This window comes from Burkholderia arboris (assembly GCF_902499125.1).
In the GTDB taxonomy this organism is placed as follows: domain Bacteria; phylum Pseudomonadota; class Gammaproteobacteria; order Burkholderiales; family Burkholderiaceae; genus Burkholderia; species Burkholderia arboris.
Map to the genome: position 1 here is coordinate 1 of NZ_CABVPX010000063.1, position 13778 is coordinate 13778.

Genomic DNA, 13778 nt, shown 5'->3' on the forward strand with positions numbered 1-13778 from the left:
CGGCCGCGGCGTCGATCGCCGCGGCCGATCAACAGTTACGAGCGCCGGCGCTCCAGCTCGGCTGCAACCTGCATCGCGCGCGCGATCGGCACAACCTGCGTAAAGCGGTTGTTGTAGCCGTAGCTCACGAAGCCCACGGCCTCGCCGGCCGTGTTCACGACCACACCGCCCGAGTTGCCGCCGATGATGGCCGCGTCCGTCAGCATGAAACGCGCCGTCTGGAACAGCCCTGTATCGAGGCCGTAGCGGCTCACGATGCCAGCGCTGACGCTGAACCCTTGCCCGTTGGGCGAGCCTATCGCCAACACGGCCTGACCTTGGCTCGGCATGATCGGCGCGACCGTGATCGGCTTGCCCGCCTCGCCATCGAACCGCAACACGGCCACATCATTCGCAACGTCGATGCCGGCGACGTGCGCGACGCGCATCTGTCCGTCTGCGAGCTTCACCGCAACCGCTTCGCTCTCGTCGACGACATGCGCGGCCGTGATGACGTGATGGCCGTCACCGACCACGAAGCCGGCACCGTCCACCGTCCAATCGCGATAACGATCCGCGTCGGCCCAATCGGCTTGCCACGCGCGAACGCGCGTCAGCAGCCGGGTAAAGACGTTGCCCTGTACGCCAGGAACAAGCCACGCCCGGTTTTGCTCGGCCAGGCCGTTCCGCCGATTTGTCACGTACACCATCGCCACGGCGGGCATAACACGCGGAATGATGCGCGGCCAGTTCGCCGGCTGCTCGGGCACTGTACGGCCGTCGTAGGTGGCGGCGTCGCGGGCCGTGAGATCGTTCATAGCCTGCCGATAGGACGCATAACGGCTGTCGGCGATACGCGTCAGCAGGGCATCAGTCGCATGCATGTTGGCGGCCGTGGTGCCAACCATTCCGCACGAAAAGGCGAGGGCAGCACCGGACAACAGCCACGCCGACAGAGACAGGGCGCGCAAGGTCTTAACGGTCATGGTGCGTACCCTCCCCAATCGCGGAACCAAGGCGCAGCATCCGCGTCCCCAGCTCGTCCCCCTTGTTCAGCAGCTCGATGTGCTGCCAGTACGCGAGGCCGCAAAGCACGACCGCTGCGACCAACATCACGCCGGCGGCCGCGATGACCATCCGATATTTCGTTCGTGCCCGCAGCTCGTCGCGGGTAAGATTCGTGTCAGCCATGATTCACCTCTCTTGCAGGTGGGTGGTGGTTAGGCGTTCAGGCCGGTTGCCGCCGACCTGAGCGCCGCTTAACGACTGTTGCCGCCTCGGCCCCTGTCGTTGTCCTCGCGCTCCTTCGCCTTCTTGGCTCGGAACTGGTCAAGGATCTCTTTCGCGCGCTCTTCCTTCGTTTTCTCCGGCTTCGCGCCCAGCTCGTTCAACGCCTTGGCGACGTTGCCGGCCTGCGTGCTGGCCGCCTGATCGACGTCGAGTTTCTGAGCCGGATCGAGTGGCGATTGCATCGCCGCTTGCCGGCCTGCGGCTTCCAGTCGATTCCGCTCGGCCTGCTCGTTGCGTGCGCGGTTCGCGTCGGTGCGCTGCTTCAGTTCTTCGATGCTCTCCTGTTTCATGCGGGTTCGCTCCTGTCGTTGCTGCTGCCGCTCCGCGATCTTGGCACGGTTCCGCTCGATGGCGGCCGCCTTCTCGCGCTCGATGACCTGGCGGAAGTTTTCGGCCAGCTCGGGGCGGGCCTGCTCGGCCTTCCGTTCGGCCAGTTTTTCGCCGCGCGTTGCCAGCTCATACGGGCCAGCTCGGCGCGTGTATTCGCCAATCACGTTCAGGCGGTTCCGCAGTTGCAGGAACCGCTTTTCGAGGCCGGCGCGAACGCCCTGCCATGCCGTCACGGCCTGCTCGAAAGCGGCCCGCTTGAACGAGGCGAGCAAGCCCGCCGGTTCCTGCGGCCGCGCGTGGTCGTGCGTCCGCATACGCCCCTCTTGGCGTTCCATCTGGCCCGCTGCGTGCCCCTGCACGCGCCGGGCCTTGTCCGCCACCAGCGCGAACTGGCGATCCTTCTCGACCTGCCATTCCGCCTTGATCGTTTCCGGGCTGACAACCTTCGCCGGCTCGCGTGCCGACTGCCCACTTTTCAGTGCGCGCAGCGTCGCATCATTCGCCGCACGCTGGATCGCCTCACGCGAAGCCTCCGGTGTCGCGGTCAGCCCATCGTGATTCCGTCGCAGAGCTTGATTTCGTTCGGCTCGACCGTGCTCCACGTCACCAGATACATCACGCGGCAATAGCACTTCACCTCGTCCTTCGAAGCGAACCACACCGAGTTCGGACAGGTTGCGCAAACGACCTCTCGCGAAGGGCGGCGGGACTCGTCCAACGCGGCCAATGTCGGACTCAGCGGCGTCTCGTCCACGCTCTCCGGTTCCGGCTCGTCCGGCGTCTTGTTCAACTCCGCGAGCAGCATGTCGATCTGCTCGGTTTCCGTCGTTTCGCTCATGGCTTTCCCTCCATGCTTCGATGCGCTTCCGCGCTTCGGCAAGGTCGATAATCGTCGCGTTGCGCTGCTGGATTTCGCGCATTGCGTCGCCGCGCTCGGTCAGCACGCCCTTACGCTCAAGCGCGATTACGTTTTTACCTAAATGGATTGTCGGTACGCGATCCCCGATCCGCTCGACAAACTCCGTATCGCCACGTGCGTGTGCCTGCTTGGCCTGCTCTTGGAGTCGCAAATGCCCGTGCGCCCAGCGCCCGGCCTCGACGCGCTCGCCGGCCTTTTCGAGTGCCTGCCCGCAAAGCTCGGCCCAGCGTGCACGCCAGTAGACAACCAGCTCCGCGCCAGTCGATTTGTCGTCCAGCTCACGCGTTTTTTTCTCGAAACCTTCCCGGCCTAGCCGGTGCGTCGTCATCAGCACGTGAACGTGATAGTTGCGCTCGCTCCCCTCGCGCCCAGGTTCGTGCATGGCGAAGTCAACGGCGCAGCCGTGACGCTCGACCAGCTCGCGCGAAATCTGACGAGCCATATCGCGGCGCTCGTCCAGGTTCAGGCTTGCCGGAAACGACAACAGTAATTCACGGTCTACAGTGCTGTTCTTGCGCGTGTTGGCCGCTTCCGCCTCATTCCAGAGGCGGGAGCGGTCATTCGCCCATTCGGGCGCATTCTCTGGCGCGATAATCTCGGCATGCTCGACGCCACGCTTGCGCGTGAAGTCGTGCGTGATACCGGTGCGCTCATCATGCAGACACGACGCGGAACGATAAGCAGCGGACGCGACGGCACTCTCTCCGCGTGAGCGGGAGTGAGTGCCGAAACTAGCGTGATATGCGGTCGCTGCCATCGTCCAAATTTTAGCGGCTAAAAAGCCGCGCGCTGTCTTTGCCAAGTTGCCATTTCTCCGATTGCTATGCCTGCGGAGTCAGGCGAGCAATCGGAGACATAGGCGACGCGGAGGGCAGAAGGCCCGGAGGGGTGCAGGGTGGAACCCTGCCGCACGCAAACTCGAAGAGTTTGCATAAGTGCGCCCTTCGCTTTGCTCCGGGTTGCGTTATACCACCGTCGCCGCTAGTATTCAAGCTCCACAACCCGGAGAATGCTATGGCTAGAACCAAAAGCGATAAGCTGGCCGAACTGCTCAAGAAGCAAGAGCAAATCAACCAGCAGATTCAGGCGCTGAAACAGCGCGAGTCGGCAGAAGAACGCAAGAAAGACACACGGCGCAAAATCTTGCTCGGAGGCGTTGTACTTGCCAAGGTCAAGCGTGGCGATTGGCCCTATCAACAATTGCTCGATCTGATCGATGGTGATCTGACCGCAGATCGGGATCGTGCGTTGTTCGATGGCCTTAAGCCGAAAGAATCGGACGCCAAGAAAGACAACCCAGGCGAACCTGACGGCGGCAACCGTCAATAAGCTGTTTTCTACCTGCAAGAGAGGTTCAGACAATGACGACGATGAACAAGAAAACGAAACATTGGGTAGGCGGCCTTGGGCTGCTACTCGCTGTGTCGTTCGGTTCGGCCGTGACCGCGCACGCACAAACCTTCACTACCTGCGTTCCCAGCGAGTTCGATTGGAACACGCTCCCGGCCGTCGATCAGCCGGCCGCGAAGGTAGCGGCGCAAAAAGCCTGCGACGCGGAAAACGTAACCTATGCGACATGGCAGAAGAAGCTAGAGGCTCTGTCACTCGCAGAAACGTACATAAGACAGGACGGTGAAAAGGGCGACTACAAAGCCGCGAAAGCGGTGTTCGATGAGGTTGCGCCCGTTCTGACCGAATTGAAGCAACAGGCCGACGCACACCTGGACGCGAACGGCGCGCAGAACATGCGCGACCTGTTTGGAACTGGTCTCGGTATGGTGTTTCAGAATGCCGGCCTATCGGCTCCCGGCCCCGGCGATCTCACCGCGCAAGTCAATGCACTGTTTGACGATCACGCGCAGCAGACGAAGGCCGTCAGCGTGGCGTCGTCGCTCGTCTATCAGGCTCGCGTGCGCGGCTCGGATTTCATTGTCGGCTTGGCGCGGTCGGCAAAAGAGACCGTAGCGAAACAGCGTCTGGCCGAACTGGATCAGCGCGCAGCGCAGAAACGCGATCAGCTCTACGGCGGTAGCGCGTCGGGCTACTTCGGTGGATTCGGTACGCGCATCGCCGGCGTCTATGCTCCGTTCTTCCTGTTCTTGTTCCTGGCGGCGATTGTCGGCGCGATGTTCGCTCGACGGGCGCGTCTCGATCCGTTCACGAGCGCGGTTAAGGCGGCCACGGCGGCGCTGCTGCCGGCCGCGTGCATGGCCGTGGTCTTGATCGTGCTGCCGTTCGTGCCAACGTGGCTCATTTTCGCGCTGACGACGGCCGCCACGGCGGCGTTGTTCACGCGCGGCGCGCCGATCCTGAATGCGCTGGCAGAGCGCGTGCCAGTTCTCGGGCCGTGGCTTCGCTTTATGGCTGGTTTCCTCGGCGCTCTGAGCCGCGAACAGGCGTTCGCGCCGGCTACCGTTCCGGCCGGCGCTGCCGCCTCCCCTGCCCCGGCCGGCGCAATGGAAAACGTAGTCGCGCAGAACACGCACGGTTCCTCGCGGTGGGGCACGCCGGCGGAAATGATCGCCGGTCGTCACCTCGTCAAATCGGGCGAGCTGCCGGATGGCAAAACGGCCGGCCTCGCACTCGCGCGCGCGCCGCTTGCACCGGTCGGAGTCGATGCGCGATTCCGTTACATCGGTCACATCGTGACGGTCGCGCCGAACGGTTCCGGCAAGGGCATCGGCGCGGTGATCCCGAACCTGTTGGAGTATCCCGGTTCGTGTCTGGTGCTCGACGTCAAGGGAGAGAATACGGCCGTCACGGCGCGGCGACGCCGCGAAATGGGTCAACGCGTGTTTGTGGTCGATCCGTTCAACGTAACCGGCCAGCCGTCGAACTGCTTCAATCTGCTCGACCGGCTCGATGTGACCGATCCGAACTGCGTCAGCGAATCGGCCGGCATCGCGGACAGTCTCGTGATCCCGGAGAAGCCGGGCGAGACGAACCACTTTGACGAGACGGCGAAGAATCTCCTGCAGGGCCTCATGCTGCACGTGGCCGGCTCTGACGATCCGGCCCGGCGCAACCTGCCGGAAGTGCGCCGGCTGCTCACGGCGAACGAGGAAACGCTAGAGGCGACGTTGGCCGAGATGGCCGCCGATGAGTCGGCAGCGTTCGGCATTCCGGCCCGCGCCGCTAACACGTTGCTCGGCACCGCCGACCGCGAACGCGGCTCGATCCTGTCCACGGCCCGGAAAAACACGGCGTTCCTTGACGATCCGCGCATCGCGGCCGCACTGCTGCATTCCGATTTCGACCTGGCGGAGATCAAGGGCGATCCGATGACGGTCTACCTCGTCATGCCGGCGAACCGGATCGGCCCGAACGCGCGGTTCGTGCGGGGCTTCATCGACTCGGTGATTGCGGCCGTCACGTCGTCGGCCAAACAGCCGCCGCATCGCGTCGCGTTCCTGCTCGATGAGTTCGCCCAGCTCGGCTACATGAAGGCCATCGAGGACGCGGTAAGCCTGATGCGCGGCTATGGCCTCGCGTTCTGGGTGTTCCTGCAAGACCTGTCGCAGCTCAAGGGCGTCTATCCGCGCTGGCAGACGTTCATGGCGAACAGCGCCAAGGTGTTCTTTGGGACGGACGACTACGACACGGCCAAGTACGTCAGCGACAGCCTTGGCAAAGCAACCATCGAGTTCGAAACGACGAACGAGGGGCAGAATCGCGGCGCGAACATGCACGCTGGCGGGGCCGGCATGAACCGGGGCAAGTCGAGCGGGACGAGTCAGCAATTCGCCGGCCGCGAACTGCTGACGCCGGACGAAGTGATGCGCCTCGGGCCGGAACGGCCTATCGTGATCGTGAAGGGTGAGTATCCGTACCAGCTCGCACGTCTGAACTACTTGGCTGACCGGGAGTATGCCGGCCAAGCTGACCCGAACCCCTATCACGCATGATGCTGTTCGGCCTCGCCTTCGCTATCGTGGTTGGCCTGCTGTTCGGGCGGCTGCTCATCCCTGCTCTAACGGCAGTCGCGATTGTCGTCGCGATGCCGTTTTGGGTCGGCCTGTGCCTCCTATGGGGCCTCGTCGTCGGGACGGTCAGCAGGGCGAAGGTAGCGGCAGCGCCGGCCGAACGGCCGGCCTCCCCTCATATGTCAACGAACGCGCCGGAAACGCCGGCACAGCCCGCCCGGTCGGCGCAAGTGATTAACCTCGAAACGACCCGGCAGCAGCGAAAAGATCAAAAACGCTAAAGTGTATTTACTTATATGAGTAATAAATTTTAGCCGCTAAAACTCATTAACCTGAAGCCGGGGACGTGCGCACGTCCCCGGCTTTTCCTTTGCTGGCACGGCCTGCGACTGCCGCACCGAGATCCACATTAGGCACCGCCCTTCTTCCGTGCCACCGGCTTGGTGGTCGCTGGCGCGGCCTCGGCCGGCGCGATCCGCGCCAACAGCGCGGCCGCCTGCTCCTTGTGGGTGTCGATCTGACCGGCGAGGCGGGCGGCTTCCTCCCGGGCCTGCCCGGCCTCTTTACGCGCCTGGTCGCGCTCGGTCTGAGCTGAGGTCAGCCGCTCTGCCGCTCGATGCGCCTCGGCAGCGGCCGTCTTGCGCTGCTCCTGGTGCGCCTCGCGCTCCGCTTCGGCCTTAGTCCGGACGGTTGCCAGTTCCTCGCGCACCTTATCGAGCTGCGCGGTCGTGGTCTGGTGCGCCTGCTGCTGCGCGACTAGTGCTGTGCGGGCCTGGTCGGCGTCCTGGTGCGCCCGATCCAACTCCGTGCGCAACTCGCCGGCGCGGCGCTCGATCTCCTGCGCGCGGGCCTCGGCGGTGTGTGCCTGCTCCTGGGCAGCGGCCAGTTGGTCGCGCAGCTCGTCGGCTTCGCTACGCGCGGCCGCCTCCGCGGCCTCGATCGACGCCAGGCGGGATTGCTGTTCCTCCACTTGGGCAGCGAGCCGGTCGGCCAGCTCGGTCGCCTCAGCGCGATCGGCCTCAAGATCGACGCGGGTCTTTTCCAGCGCCTCGCGCTCAGCCGCAAGGCGTGCGTTCGCCAAGTCGAGCGCGATCGTCCAAAGGTCAGCGCCCAGCTCGGCCAGGCGATCGGCGACGGCCTGCGGTGCAGGCTCGCGCAACGGTGCGGCGGCCGTGGCTTGGCGGGCTTTCCACTCGTTCAACGCCGGCGAAATGGTCGTGTAGCTGCCGCCGGTGATTTGCCGGATGGCCTCAAGGGTTGGGCGCTGCCCGACGGCGACGACTTGGTCGGCTGCCGCGAAAATCTGGTCTCTGCTGACTGCCATTTCCGCGCTCCTGTATGTAGTAGTAAGTTGTATGATACTACTACATACTACAATTTACAAGAAATACAGATTCCTTGCGGATCGACGGCAGTTCGGACGACGCGGGCACAACCCCACAAAGCGAATAGGAGGCCCGTAGCGCCGTTTTCTAGCGGTCGGCCGAGCCACGGGCCCCGCCGACCGCTGAAAATCGCTCCTGTACCGTTTCACGCGTCTGGTGAGTGCTTTTGAGCGATGGGATTTCCCCGGCGCCCTCTTCTTGGCGTTCAGACTGCCGGCCTTTCGTGTCTCGATGTCGCTTGATTTAGCCGACGTGGCCTGCGCCCCGCCTTTCTGCAAGCTCGCCTTTTTAGGCACTACTCGAGCGCCGGCGTTTGAGCTTGCCTCGAGCACGGATCTCGCGATGGCGCGGCTGTGCCGCGCCTTCGTTAAAGCTCGTCTGGCCGATAGGCCAGACACGATAGAGAAGGGGGAGGGGGAGCCGCCGCGAAGCGGTGGGGGAACCCCGCAGGGGTGCCCCGGCCGCAGGCCGCTTTTGGTAGAGCTATGCGACAAGTTATCCACACATTCAGGCCCTCAATTACCGGTGTAGACATAAAGGAAAAACTTATAGGCGACCGTTACCGGTTTAGGGGGGGGGTGATTTATCGAATCGAGGGGGGGCGATTTAACGACAAAAATGGCCTTGAGGGGGGGGTGATTTATCGAATCGAGGGGGGGCGATTTAACGTGGATAAGTGCCGCTATCCACAAGGTTTATCCCCAGGGCAGCCAGTGGCCACCAGAAGCGACACGGCCGCCTCAATCTCGGGCGGCCGCACGGGTTACAGGGGGGGCGATTTAACGGAGTTTAGCTAAACCATGTGCTACCCCTTGTAGGGGATCGGAGGCGGCGAGCCGATCAGCAGTACGCCACCGGTGACAGGCTTCACCTTCGCCTGTGGGTAGACGGCCAAGACCTTCTTGAGCGCTGGCAGAAACTCCTTCTTGAAATCCTTGTCCGGGTCTTTGCCCTTGTATTCTTGGGCGAACTGTTCACGCAGCGACTTCCAGTGCAGGGTGACACCTCGGCCTTCGATGCGGTGCAGTCGATGAGCCAGCCACGCATACACGTCGAGAGCGAGTGCAGATCCTTTCAGCGCGTGCAGTGCACGATTGTCCAGCGGCACGGCGCTTTCGATAAGCGAGCCGTAATAGTCCTCGGACAGCACCATGACCCCGGGCCACAGAGCGCGCTGCTGCGTGTCCCTGTTTGAGATCCAAGCATCAAATTGCTGTACCGGCTGACCGTTGTACGTGCGGCCCTTGAAGCCGAGCTGTAGTCGCGCGGCTGCAAGGGCGTGCATCTGCCGACGCAGCGTCGTATAGCGCGCGCCTTGATCATCCATGCCCATGAGACGCAAAAACTCGGCCGCGGTCTCCCCAATGGGAATTTCCCGCTCCTTGTTGCGCACAGCAAAGGTTGAAACCCACGCCAAACCGAGGCGAGGCATGACGCCGTAGGGAATCGGTTGCAACACTGGCCCCTTGCCCTCATCCAAGTAGCCGGCCTGAACATTGACCCAAGCCGCGCCGGACTGGCGCATGAACTCGCGGCCATCGACCTTGGCGCGAGGCAATCCGACCTGACAAAGCACGGCATGAGTGAAAGCCATGTCCTCACCAGTCGGCGGGGTCGTGATGATCTCTGTGCTGGCCTCGATGAGCCTCTGATCTTGCGCGGTCAGGTTGCCAGCGGCCGCCTTCTTCCGACCTCGCTTCAACTCGCCTGTCGGCGTTTTCTTGCCCTCATCCATACACTCCCCTTCACGTCATGCCTGCGGCCGACGCCACGGCGCGGAACCAACAGGCTTGAACCGACCTCCACCAAGCGGAACAACCCAAACGGAGTTGACCCTGAACGGGGCCGGCAATCCCAGCTCGGCGTTTTCCTTGGTCGCTTGGGCCAAGTTGCGCTCGATCCGTTGGATTTTAGCGGCTAAAATTGGTCTTTTACTCATTTACTCACAAAATCATTTACTCATCTGGGAGGCTGGTGACGTACTCGGTCAAAATGTCGGTGATCGTCTTGCCCTGCCGCGCGGCGTAGATTTTCAGCTTCGTGTGCAGCTCGGGCGAGAGCTGGAAATTGACCCGCTTCAAGCCGGCCTCGTCGGCCAGACTGGCAAGGGTCGCCGCTTTGTTCCGGCCAGCGCTCGGACGGCCGGCGCTCAAGGTTCCCGTCTTGCTCATTTACGTATTCCCTCAAAATCTCAAATGAATTTTTGCTTCAGTTCGGCGGCTAGGGCGTGAATCTCGGCGGCCGCGTCGCCGGCCGGCTCGGTGTCCAGTACGGTCGTGCCTGCGGCTGCGGTGCCGGGATAGCTCACGCGCTGCGTGATACGGGACGCCAGAATCGGCAGCCCGTAGCCGGTCAGTGCCTCGGTAATTTCTGATCCGATCCGGGTTCCCTTGATCGCACGCGACACTACAAAGGCCGCTTGCAGCTTCCCGTCCGTGACCTCAATGCGCTGCTTGACCAGCTCCACGAGGTCCGCCGTCGCCCAAATGTCATAGGGGCTAGGCTGTACCGGGATCAGCACGAAGTTAGCCGCCTTGATCGCAGACACGGCAAGATCGGCCGCCTGCGGTGCGCCGTCGATTACCACGAAGTCCTTACGCGCGACGTGCTTCAAATCGCGCTCGATGGTCGGCCGGTCGATACCGACAACCGTAACCGGCTGATCCTCGCGCACGGCCGCCCAATCGCGGGCGCTGCCCTGGGGATCAGAATCGACTAGCAGCACATCGGCCCCGCTGATTTGCAGAGCGCGGGCTAAGTGGGTGGCGATGGTCGTTTTGCCCGACCCGCCTTTCTGGTTCAAAACCGCGATCACGTGCATAAACGCTCCTTTGCAGAAATGATGTCCTACTCAACGCATCATACTGCAAACTGCAAATGAGTAAAAGAGTTTTTATCTATTTACTCTCGACATGAGCCTGTCGCCGGCGCTCGCGTTCGCGCTCGGCAATCTCGCCCGGCCAGTCGGCCAGCGCGTCATCAGAGAAGCCGGCCAGCACGTCGGCAAGGCGAAGGGTGCAAACGTGCTGCGGCGGCTCCAGCGGGCCGTCGTCGTCCAGAAAAGTCGGTTCGTCGGGTATGTGCGTATTCATCGCGTAGCGCCCTCCTGACCAACCGCCAAGGCGTCGGCCTCGGTCAATGCGTCCTCTGTGAATGCGCCGCGCCGGCAGGCCTCGGACTGGCTGACTTCCTCGGCCGCGATGGCCTTGTAGAGCGCCGTTTTCCCGACCTTCACGCGGGCGGCCGCCTCGCGCACGGTCAGCCCCTTGGCGTCGATCAGCGCGCGCGCGCGGGCGAGCTTGTCGGCCGTCACGACCGGCCGCCGGCCGGCGCTGCTGCCTCGGGCCTTCGCCACGGCAAGACCCGCGCGCGTGCGCTCGCGGATCAAGTCGCGTTCGAAGTCGGCCAGCGCCGCGAACAGATGAAACACAAGGCGGCCGCCCGGCGTGGTGGTGTCGATACTCTCGGTCAGCGAGCGGAAGCCGACGCCGCGCTGTTCCAGCTCAGCCACGGTCTGCACCAGGTGCGGCAGGGATCGGCCGAGCCGGTCGAGCTTCCACACGGTCAGCGTGTCGCCTTCGCGCAGATAGGCGAGGGCAGCCGTCAGGCCTGGCCTATCGGCCTTCGCGCCGCTCGCCACGTCCTCGAACACCTTGCCCGCGCCGGCGGCGTTCAGCGCCTCGCGCTGCATGGCCGCGTCTTGGTCGGCCGTCGATACACGGGCGTAGCCGATCACGTGGCCGGCCAGATCGCGTTTCAGCTCAGTCGTGTTCATCGTGGCTCCGGGTGGGAGCGGACGGATTGTCCGCTTTCTGTCCGAAATAGTGCCTTGTCCGCATACCCGTTTACAAGCGTTATTTGCGGACAGTTCGATGCAGGCCCGGCAAACCACCGTTTGACGGACACGGCGAGAACCCCGGGCAACTGGTCCGCTACACTGGTTCCCCATAGCCCAACATCCAGCAGGCACCCATGAGCACCAAGGCGACCCTTGCACATCATGATTCCGAAGATGGCAAGCCATCTTGGCACTTCTATGAAGAAGTGTTCGAAACAGGCGTTGTGTATCTCGAACTGGAAGGCGTCAGCGTCGAACTGCGCACGCGCGAGCAGGGCGGGGCTGATGTGGTCCTGCGCCTCCCAGTCGAAACCGCGAAGCAGTTGGGCTTGCATACCTGCGTACCGCCAGAACGATGGACGCTGATTTGCGACCAGCACAACGTTTGACGGACTCGCGCAAGATACTAACGCCGTATATACTTGGTTAGTATCTACTGCATGAACGAGGTGGCCCATGTCAAAAGCTGTTTTCACGATGAAGCTCGAACCCGAGCTGCGCGACGCCTTCATGGCCGAAGCCGAAGCTACGCACCGGCCAGCGTCCCAAGTGGTGCGTGAGCTGATGCGCGATTTCGTCCAGCGCCAACGCGAAACGCGGGAATACGATGAATTCCTGCGCCGCAAGGTCGAAGCCGCGCGCATTTCGATGCGAGCCGGCCGTGGCCGCTCCAATGAGGAAGTCGAAGCCGATGCCGCCGCGCGTCGAGCGACATTGCTACGCAAGGCCGACGAGGCCGGCGCGTGAGGATCATTTGGACGCCCGAAGCGGAACAAGACCGAGACGACGTGCGCGACTACATCGCGGCCGACAATCCGCGTGCAGCGGCGCGCATGGATCAGCTATTCAGCGATGCGGCCGCCAAGCTGGCCGATCATCCGAAGCTCGGCAGAGTAGGGAAGATCTCCGGCACGCGCGAACTGATCCCCCACGAAAGCTATCGCCTAGTGTACGAAATCGACGGGGAAACAGTGTGGGTGCTAGCCTTGGTGCATACAGCTCGCCAGTGGCCGCCGCCCCGGGAGTGATGCCAGCATGACCCAAGACAGCACGCAGCTTGCAGAGCTGCTACGAAACCAATGCCGCAGCTTGCGCGGCGATCCGGCGGAAGTGGATGCCACACATTTCGCGGCGGCCGCTGCTGTCGCTGCATGGAACGACTTTCAGGCCAACGGCCTGCATGTGACGTTCGAGGAAGCAGACGCCTGGCTAGCGAAACTAGAGGCCGGCGAGGATGCAGAGCCGCCGAAGTGCCACGGACGGACTAAACGCTAACAAAAAGGAGAACGAATGAATACCAACAGAAGAAGCGACGATAGCTGGATCATTTTTGTAATCGGTGGAATCGTCGCCCTTTTCGCCTACCTGGTTTGGCAGTTTTCGACACTCTTCGGATTGGATATGAGTACAGGTGCATCCGTATTCTTCCGTTTGCTGTTTCTTGCTGCTCTCGTCGGTGGCGCATGGTGGTTCGGCAACGATTTCGACATCATCAAGCTCAGCAACATTTGGCCCATCGTGCTTGCATTATTTTGGGCCTGCTGGTGGCCTGCACTCGATTACTGGTCGTCTCAAACAGGAGTGCGCTTTAGCGCTCTAGCCTATGATCAGTCGTCACCCAGTCTCATGGACTCGGATACTGTTTGGTGGGCAGCTTGGTACACGAAGGGGGGCATCTTTGCCGCTATCCTCGGCTTGGGATATTTGGGAAAAAGAATCTTCCAAAGCGACTACTAATCGCGGTCCGCTCCTAGCTCCGACCGTCGCAAGAAAGCATCATGACCGAACGGAAACCAGCAGACAGCACGCCGGACACATGGGCTGATCTTCGGGGCATCCTGAAGGGGAAGGGAAACGGCGCACGGTTGACCATCGAGGAAATGAACGAAGCCATAGCCGATGCGTGGGCGGAGGCCGGTATGTGCGGCATCACGCCGGACAATCGACATGCGGAAGTGGATTTCGGGCGACCGGTCGGCCGGGAGGTGTGGCCGCCGTATGAGAATGAGGACTCGCCGGCGCCGGCCGACGAGTGATCGGCCGCGGCGTCGATCGCCGCGGCCGATCAACAGTTACGAGCGCCGGCGCTCCAGCTCGGCTGCAACCTGCATCGC

18 protein-coding genes are annotated in these 13778 nt (G+C 62.7%); 9 read left to right on the forward strand and 9 right to left on the reverse strand.

Annotated features, from left to right (window positions below; translation table 11 throughout):
• Positions 1 to 35: 35 nt before the first annotated feature.
• The 3 genes from BLA15945_RS37220 to mobQ form a co-directional block, all read right to left on the reverse strand.
• A complete protein-coding gene (locus BLA15945_RS37220; RefSeq protein ID WP_174994733.1) occupies positions 36 to 965 on the reverse strand; it encodes a S1C family serine protease in 930 nt (309 codons plus the stop codon).
• Positions 955 to 1170, reverse strand: a complete 216-nt coding sequence (locus BLA15945_RS37225) for a hypothetical protein (RefSeq protein ID WP_174994734.1) — start codon at positions 1168 to 1170, stop codon at positions 955 to 957. The genes BLA15945_RS37220 and BLA15945_RS37225 overlap by 11 nt, the downstream gene beginning before the upstream one ends.
• Before the next feature lie 68 nt (positions 1171 to 1238).
• Positions 1239 to 3320: a MobQ family relaxase gene (mobQ, locus tag BLA15945_RS37230; protein WP_174994735.1), complete on the reverse strand. Its 2082-nt coding sequence runs from the start codon at positions 3318 to 3320 to the stop codon at positions 1239 to 1241.
• Between the two features lie 212 nt (positions 3321 to 3532).
• Between mobQ and BLA15945_RS37235 the strand changes: the two genes are divergently transcribed.
• From BLA15945_RS37235 to BLA15945_RS37245, 3 genes are read left to right on the forward strand one after another with little or no spacing between them, the layout of a single operon-like run.
• Positions 3533 to 3847: a mobilization protein gene (locus BLA15945_RS37235; RefSeq protein ID WP_174994736.1), complete on the forward strand. Its 315-nt coding sequence runs from the start codon at positions 3533 to 3535 to the stop codon at positions 3845 to 3847.
• A gap of 32 nt (positions 3848 to 3879) precedes the next feature.
• Positions 3880 to 6423 (forward strand): type IV secretory system conjugative DNA transfer family protein, encoded by a 2544-nt coding sequence (locus BLA15945_RS37240; RefSeq protein ID WP_217468182.1) that lies wholly within the window; start codon positions 3880 to 3882, stop codon positions 6421 to 6423.
• Positions 6420 to 6722: a hypothetical protein gene (locus BLA15945_RS37245; protein ID WP_174994737.1), complete on the forward strand. Its 303-nt coding sequence runs from the start codon at positions 6420 to 6422 to the stop codon at positions 6720 to 6722. The genes BLA15945_RS37240 and BLA15945_RS37245 overlap by 4 nt, the downstream gene beginning before the upstream one ends.
• Positions 6723 to 6850: 128 nt before the next feature.
• On the opposite strand, the gene BLA15945_RS37250 is transcribed toward BLA15945_RS37245, so the two are convergent.
• From BLA15945_RS37250 to BLA15945_RS37275, 6 genes are all read right to left on the reverse strand, one after another.
• The gene (locus BLA15945_RS37250) at positions 6851 to 7765 is read right to left on the reverse strand and encodes a DNA-binding protein (RefSeq protein ID WP_174994738.1); all 915 of its coding nucleotides are present in this window, start codon (positions 7763 to 7765) and stop codon (positions 6851 to 6853) included.
• Between the two features lie 866 nt (positions 7766 to 8631).
• The gene (locus tag BLA15945_RS37255; protein WP_174994739.1) at positions 8632 to 9561 is read right to left on the reverse strand and encodes a replication protein RepA; all 930 of its coding nucleotides are present in this window, start codon (positions 9559 to 9561) and stop codon (positions 8632 to 8634) included.
• 220 nt (positions 9562 to 9781) lie between these two features.
• Positions 9782 to 9997, reverse strand: coding sequence for a plasmid partition protein ParG (locus tag BLA15945_RS37260; RefSeq protein ID WP_174994740.1), 216 nt, complete (start codon positions 9995 to 9997; stop codon positions 9782 to 9784).
• A 20-nt stretch (positions 9998 to 10017) separates the two neighbouring features.
• The gene (gene parA / locus BLA15945_RS37265) at positions 10018 to 10647 is read right to left on the reverse strand and encodes a ParA family partition ATPase (protein WP_174994741.1); all 630 of its coding nucleotides are present in this window, start codon (positions 10645 to 10647) and stop codon (positions 10018 to 10020) included.
• 76 nt (positions 10648 to 10723) lie between these two features.
• A complete protein-coding gene (locus BLA15945_RS37270) occupies positions 10724 to 10918 on the reverse strand; it encodes a hypothetical protein (protein ID WP_174994742.1) in 195 nt (64 codons plus the stop codon).
• Positions 10915 to 11601, reverse strand: a complete 687-nt coding sequence (locus BLA15945_RS37275; RefSeq protein ID WP_174994743.1) for a recombinase family protein — start codon at positions 11599 to 11601, stop codon at positions 10915 to 10917. Before BLA15945_RS37275 ends, BLA15945_RS37270 begins: the two co-directional genes overlap by 4 nt.
• A gap of 197 nt (positions 11602 to 11798) precedes the next feature.
• On the opposite strand from BLA15945_RS37275, the gene BLA15945_RS37280 reads away from it, so the two are divergent.
• From BLA15945_RS37280 to BLA15945_RS37305, 6 genes are all read left to right on the forward strand, one after another.
• Positions 11799 to 12053 carry a hypothetical protein gene (locus tag BLA15945_RS37280; RefSeq protein ID WP_174994744.1) on the forward strand — a complete coding sequence of 85 codons (255 nt, stop codon included), beginning with the start codon at positions 11799 to 11801 and terminating at the stop codon, positions 12051 to 12053.
• 67 nt (positions 12054 to 12120) lie between these two features.
• A complete protein-coding gene (locus BLA15945_RS37285) occupies positions 12121 to 12411 on the forward strand; it encodes an antitoxin of toxin-antitoxin stability system (protein WP_174994745.1) in 291 nt (96 codons plus the stop codon).
• The gene (locus BLA15945_RS37290; RefSeq protein WP_174994746.1) at positions 12408 to 12692 is read left to right on the forward strand and encodes a type II toxin-antitoxin system RelE/ParE family toxin; all 285 of its coding nucleotides are present in this window, start codon (positions 12408 to 12410) and stop codon (positions 12690 to 12692) included. Before BLA15945_RS37285 ends, BLA15945_RS37290 begins: the two co-directional genes overlap by 4 nt.
• A 7-nt stretch (positions 12693 to 12699) precedes the next feature.
• Positions 12700 to 12939: a hypothetical protein gene (locus BLA15945_RS37295; protein ID WP_174994747.1), complete on the forward strand. Its 240-nt coding sequence runs from the start codon at positions 12700 to 12702 to the stop codon at positions 12937 to 12939.
• 15 nt (positions 12940 to 12954) lie between these two features.
• Positions 12955 to 13401: a hypothetical protein gene (locus BLA15945_RS37300; protein ID WP_174994748.1), complete on the forward strand. Its 447-nt coding sequence runs from the start codon at positions 12955 to 12957 to the stop codon at positions 13399 to 13401.
• 41 nt (positions 13402 to 13442) lie between these two features.
• Complete coding sequence (locus tag BLA15945_RS37305; protein WP_174994749.1) at positions 13443 to 13700, forward strand: AbrB/MazE/SpoVT family DNA-binding domain-containing protein; 258 nt, start codon at positions 13443 to 13445, stop codon at positions 13698 to 13700.
• Positions 13701 to 13778 lie beyond the last annotated feature (78 nt).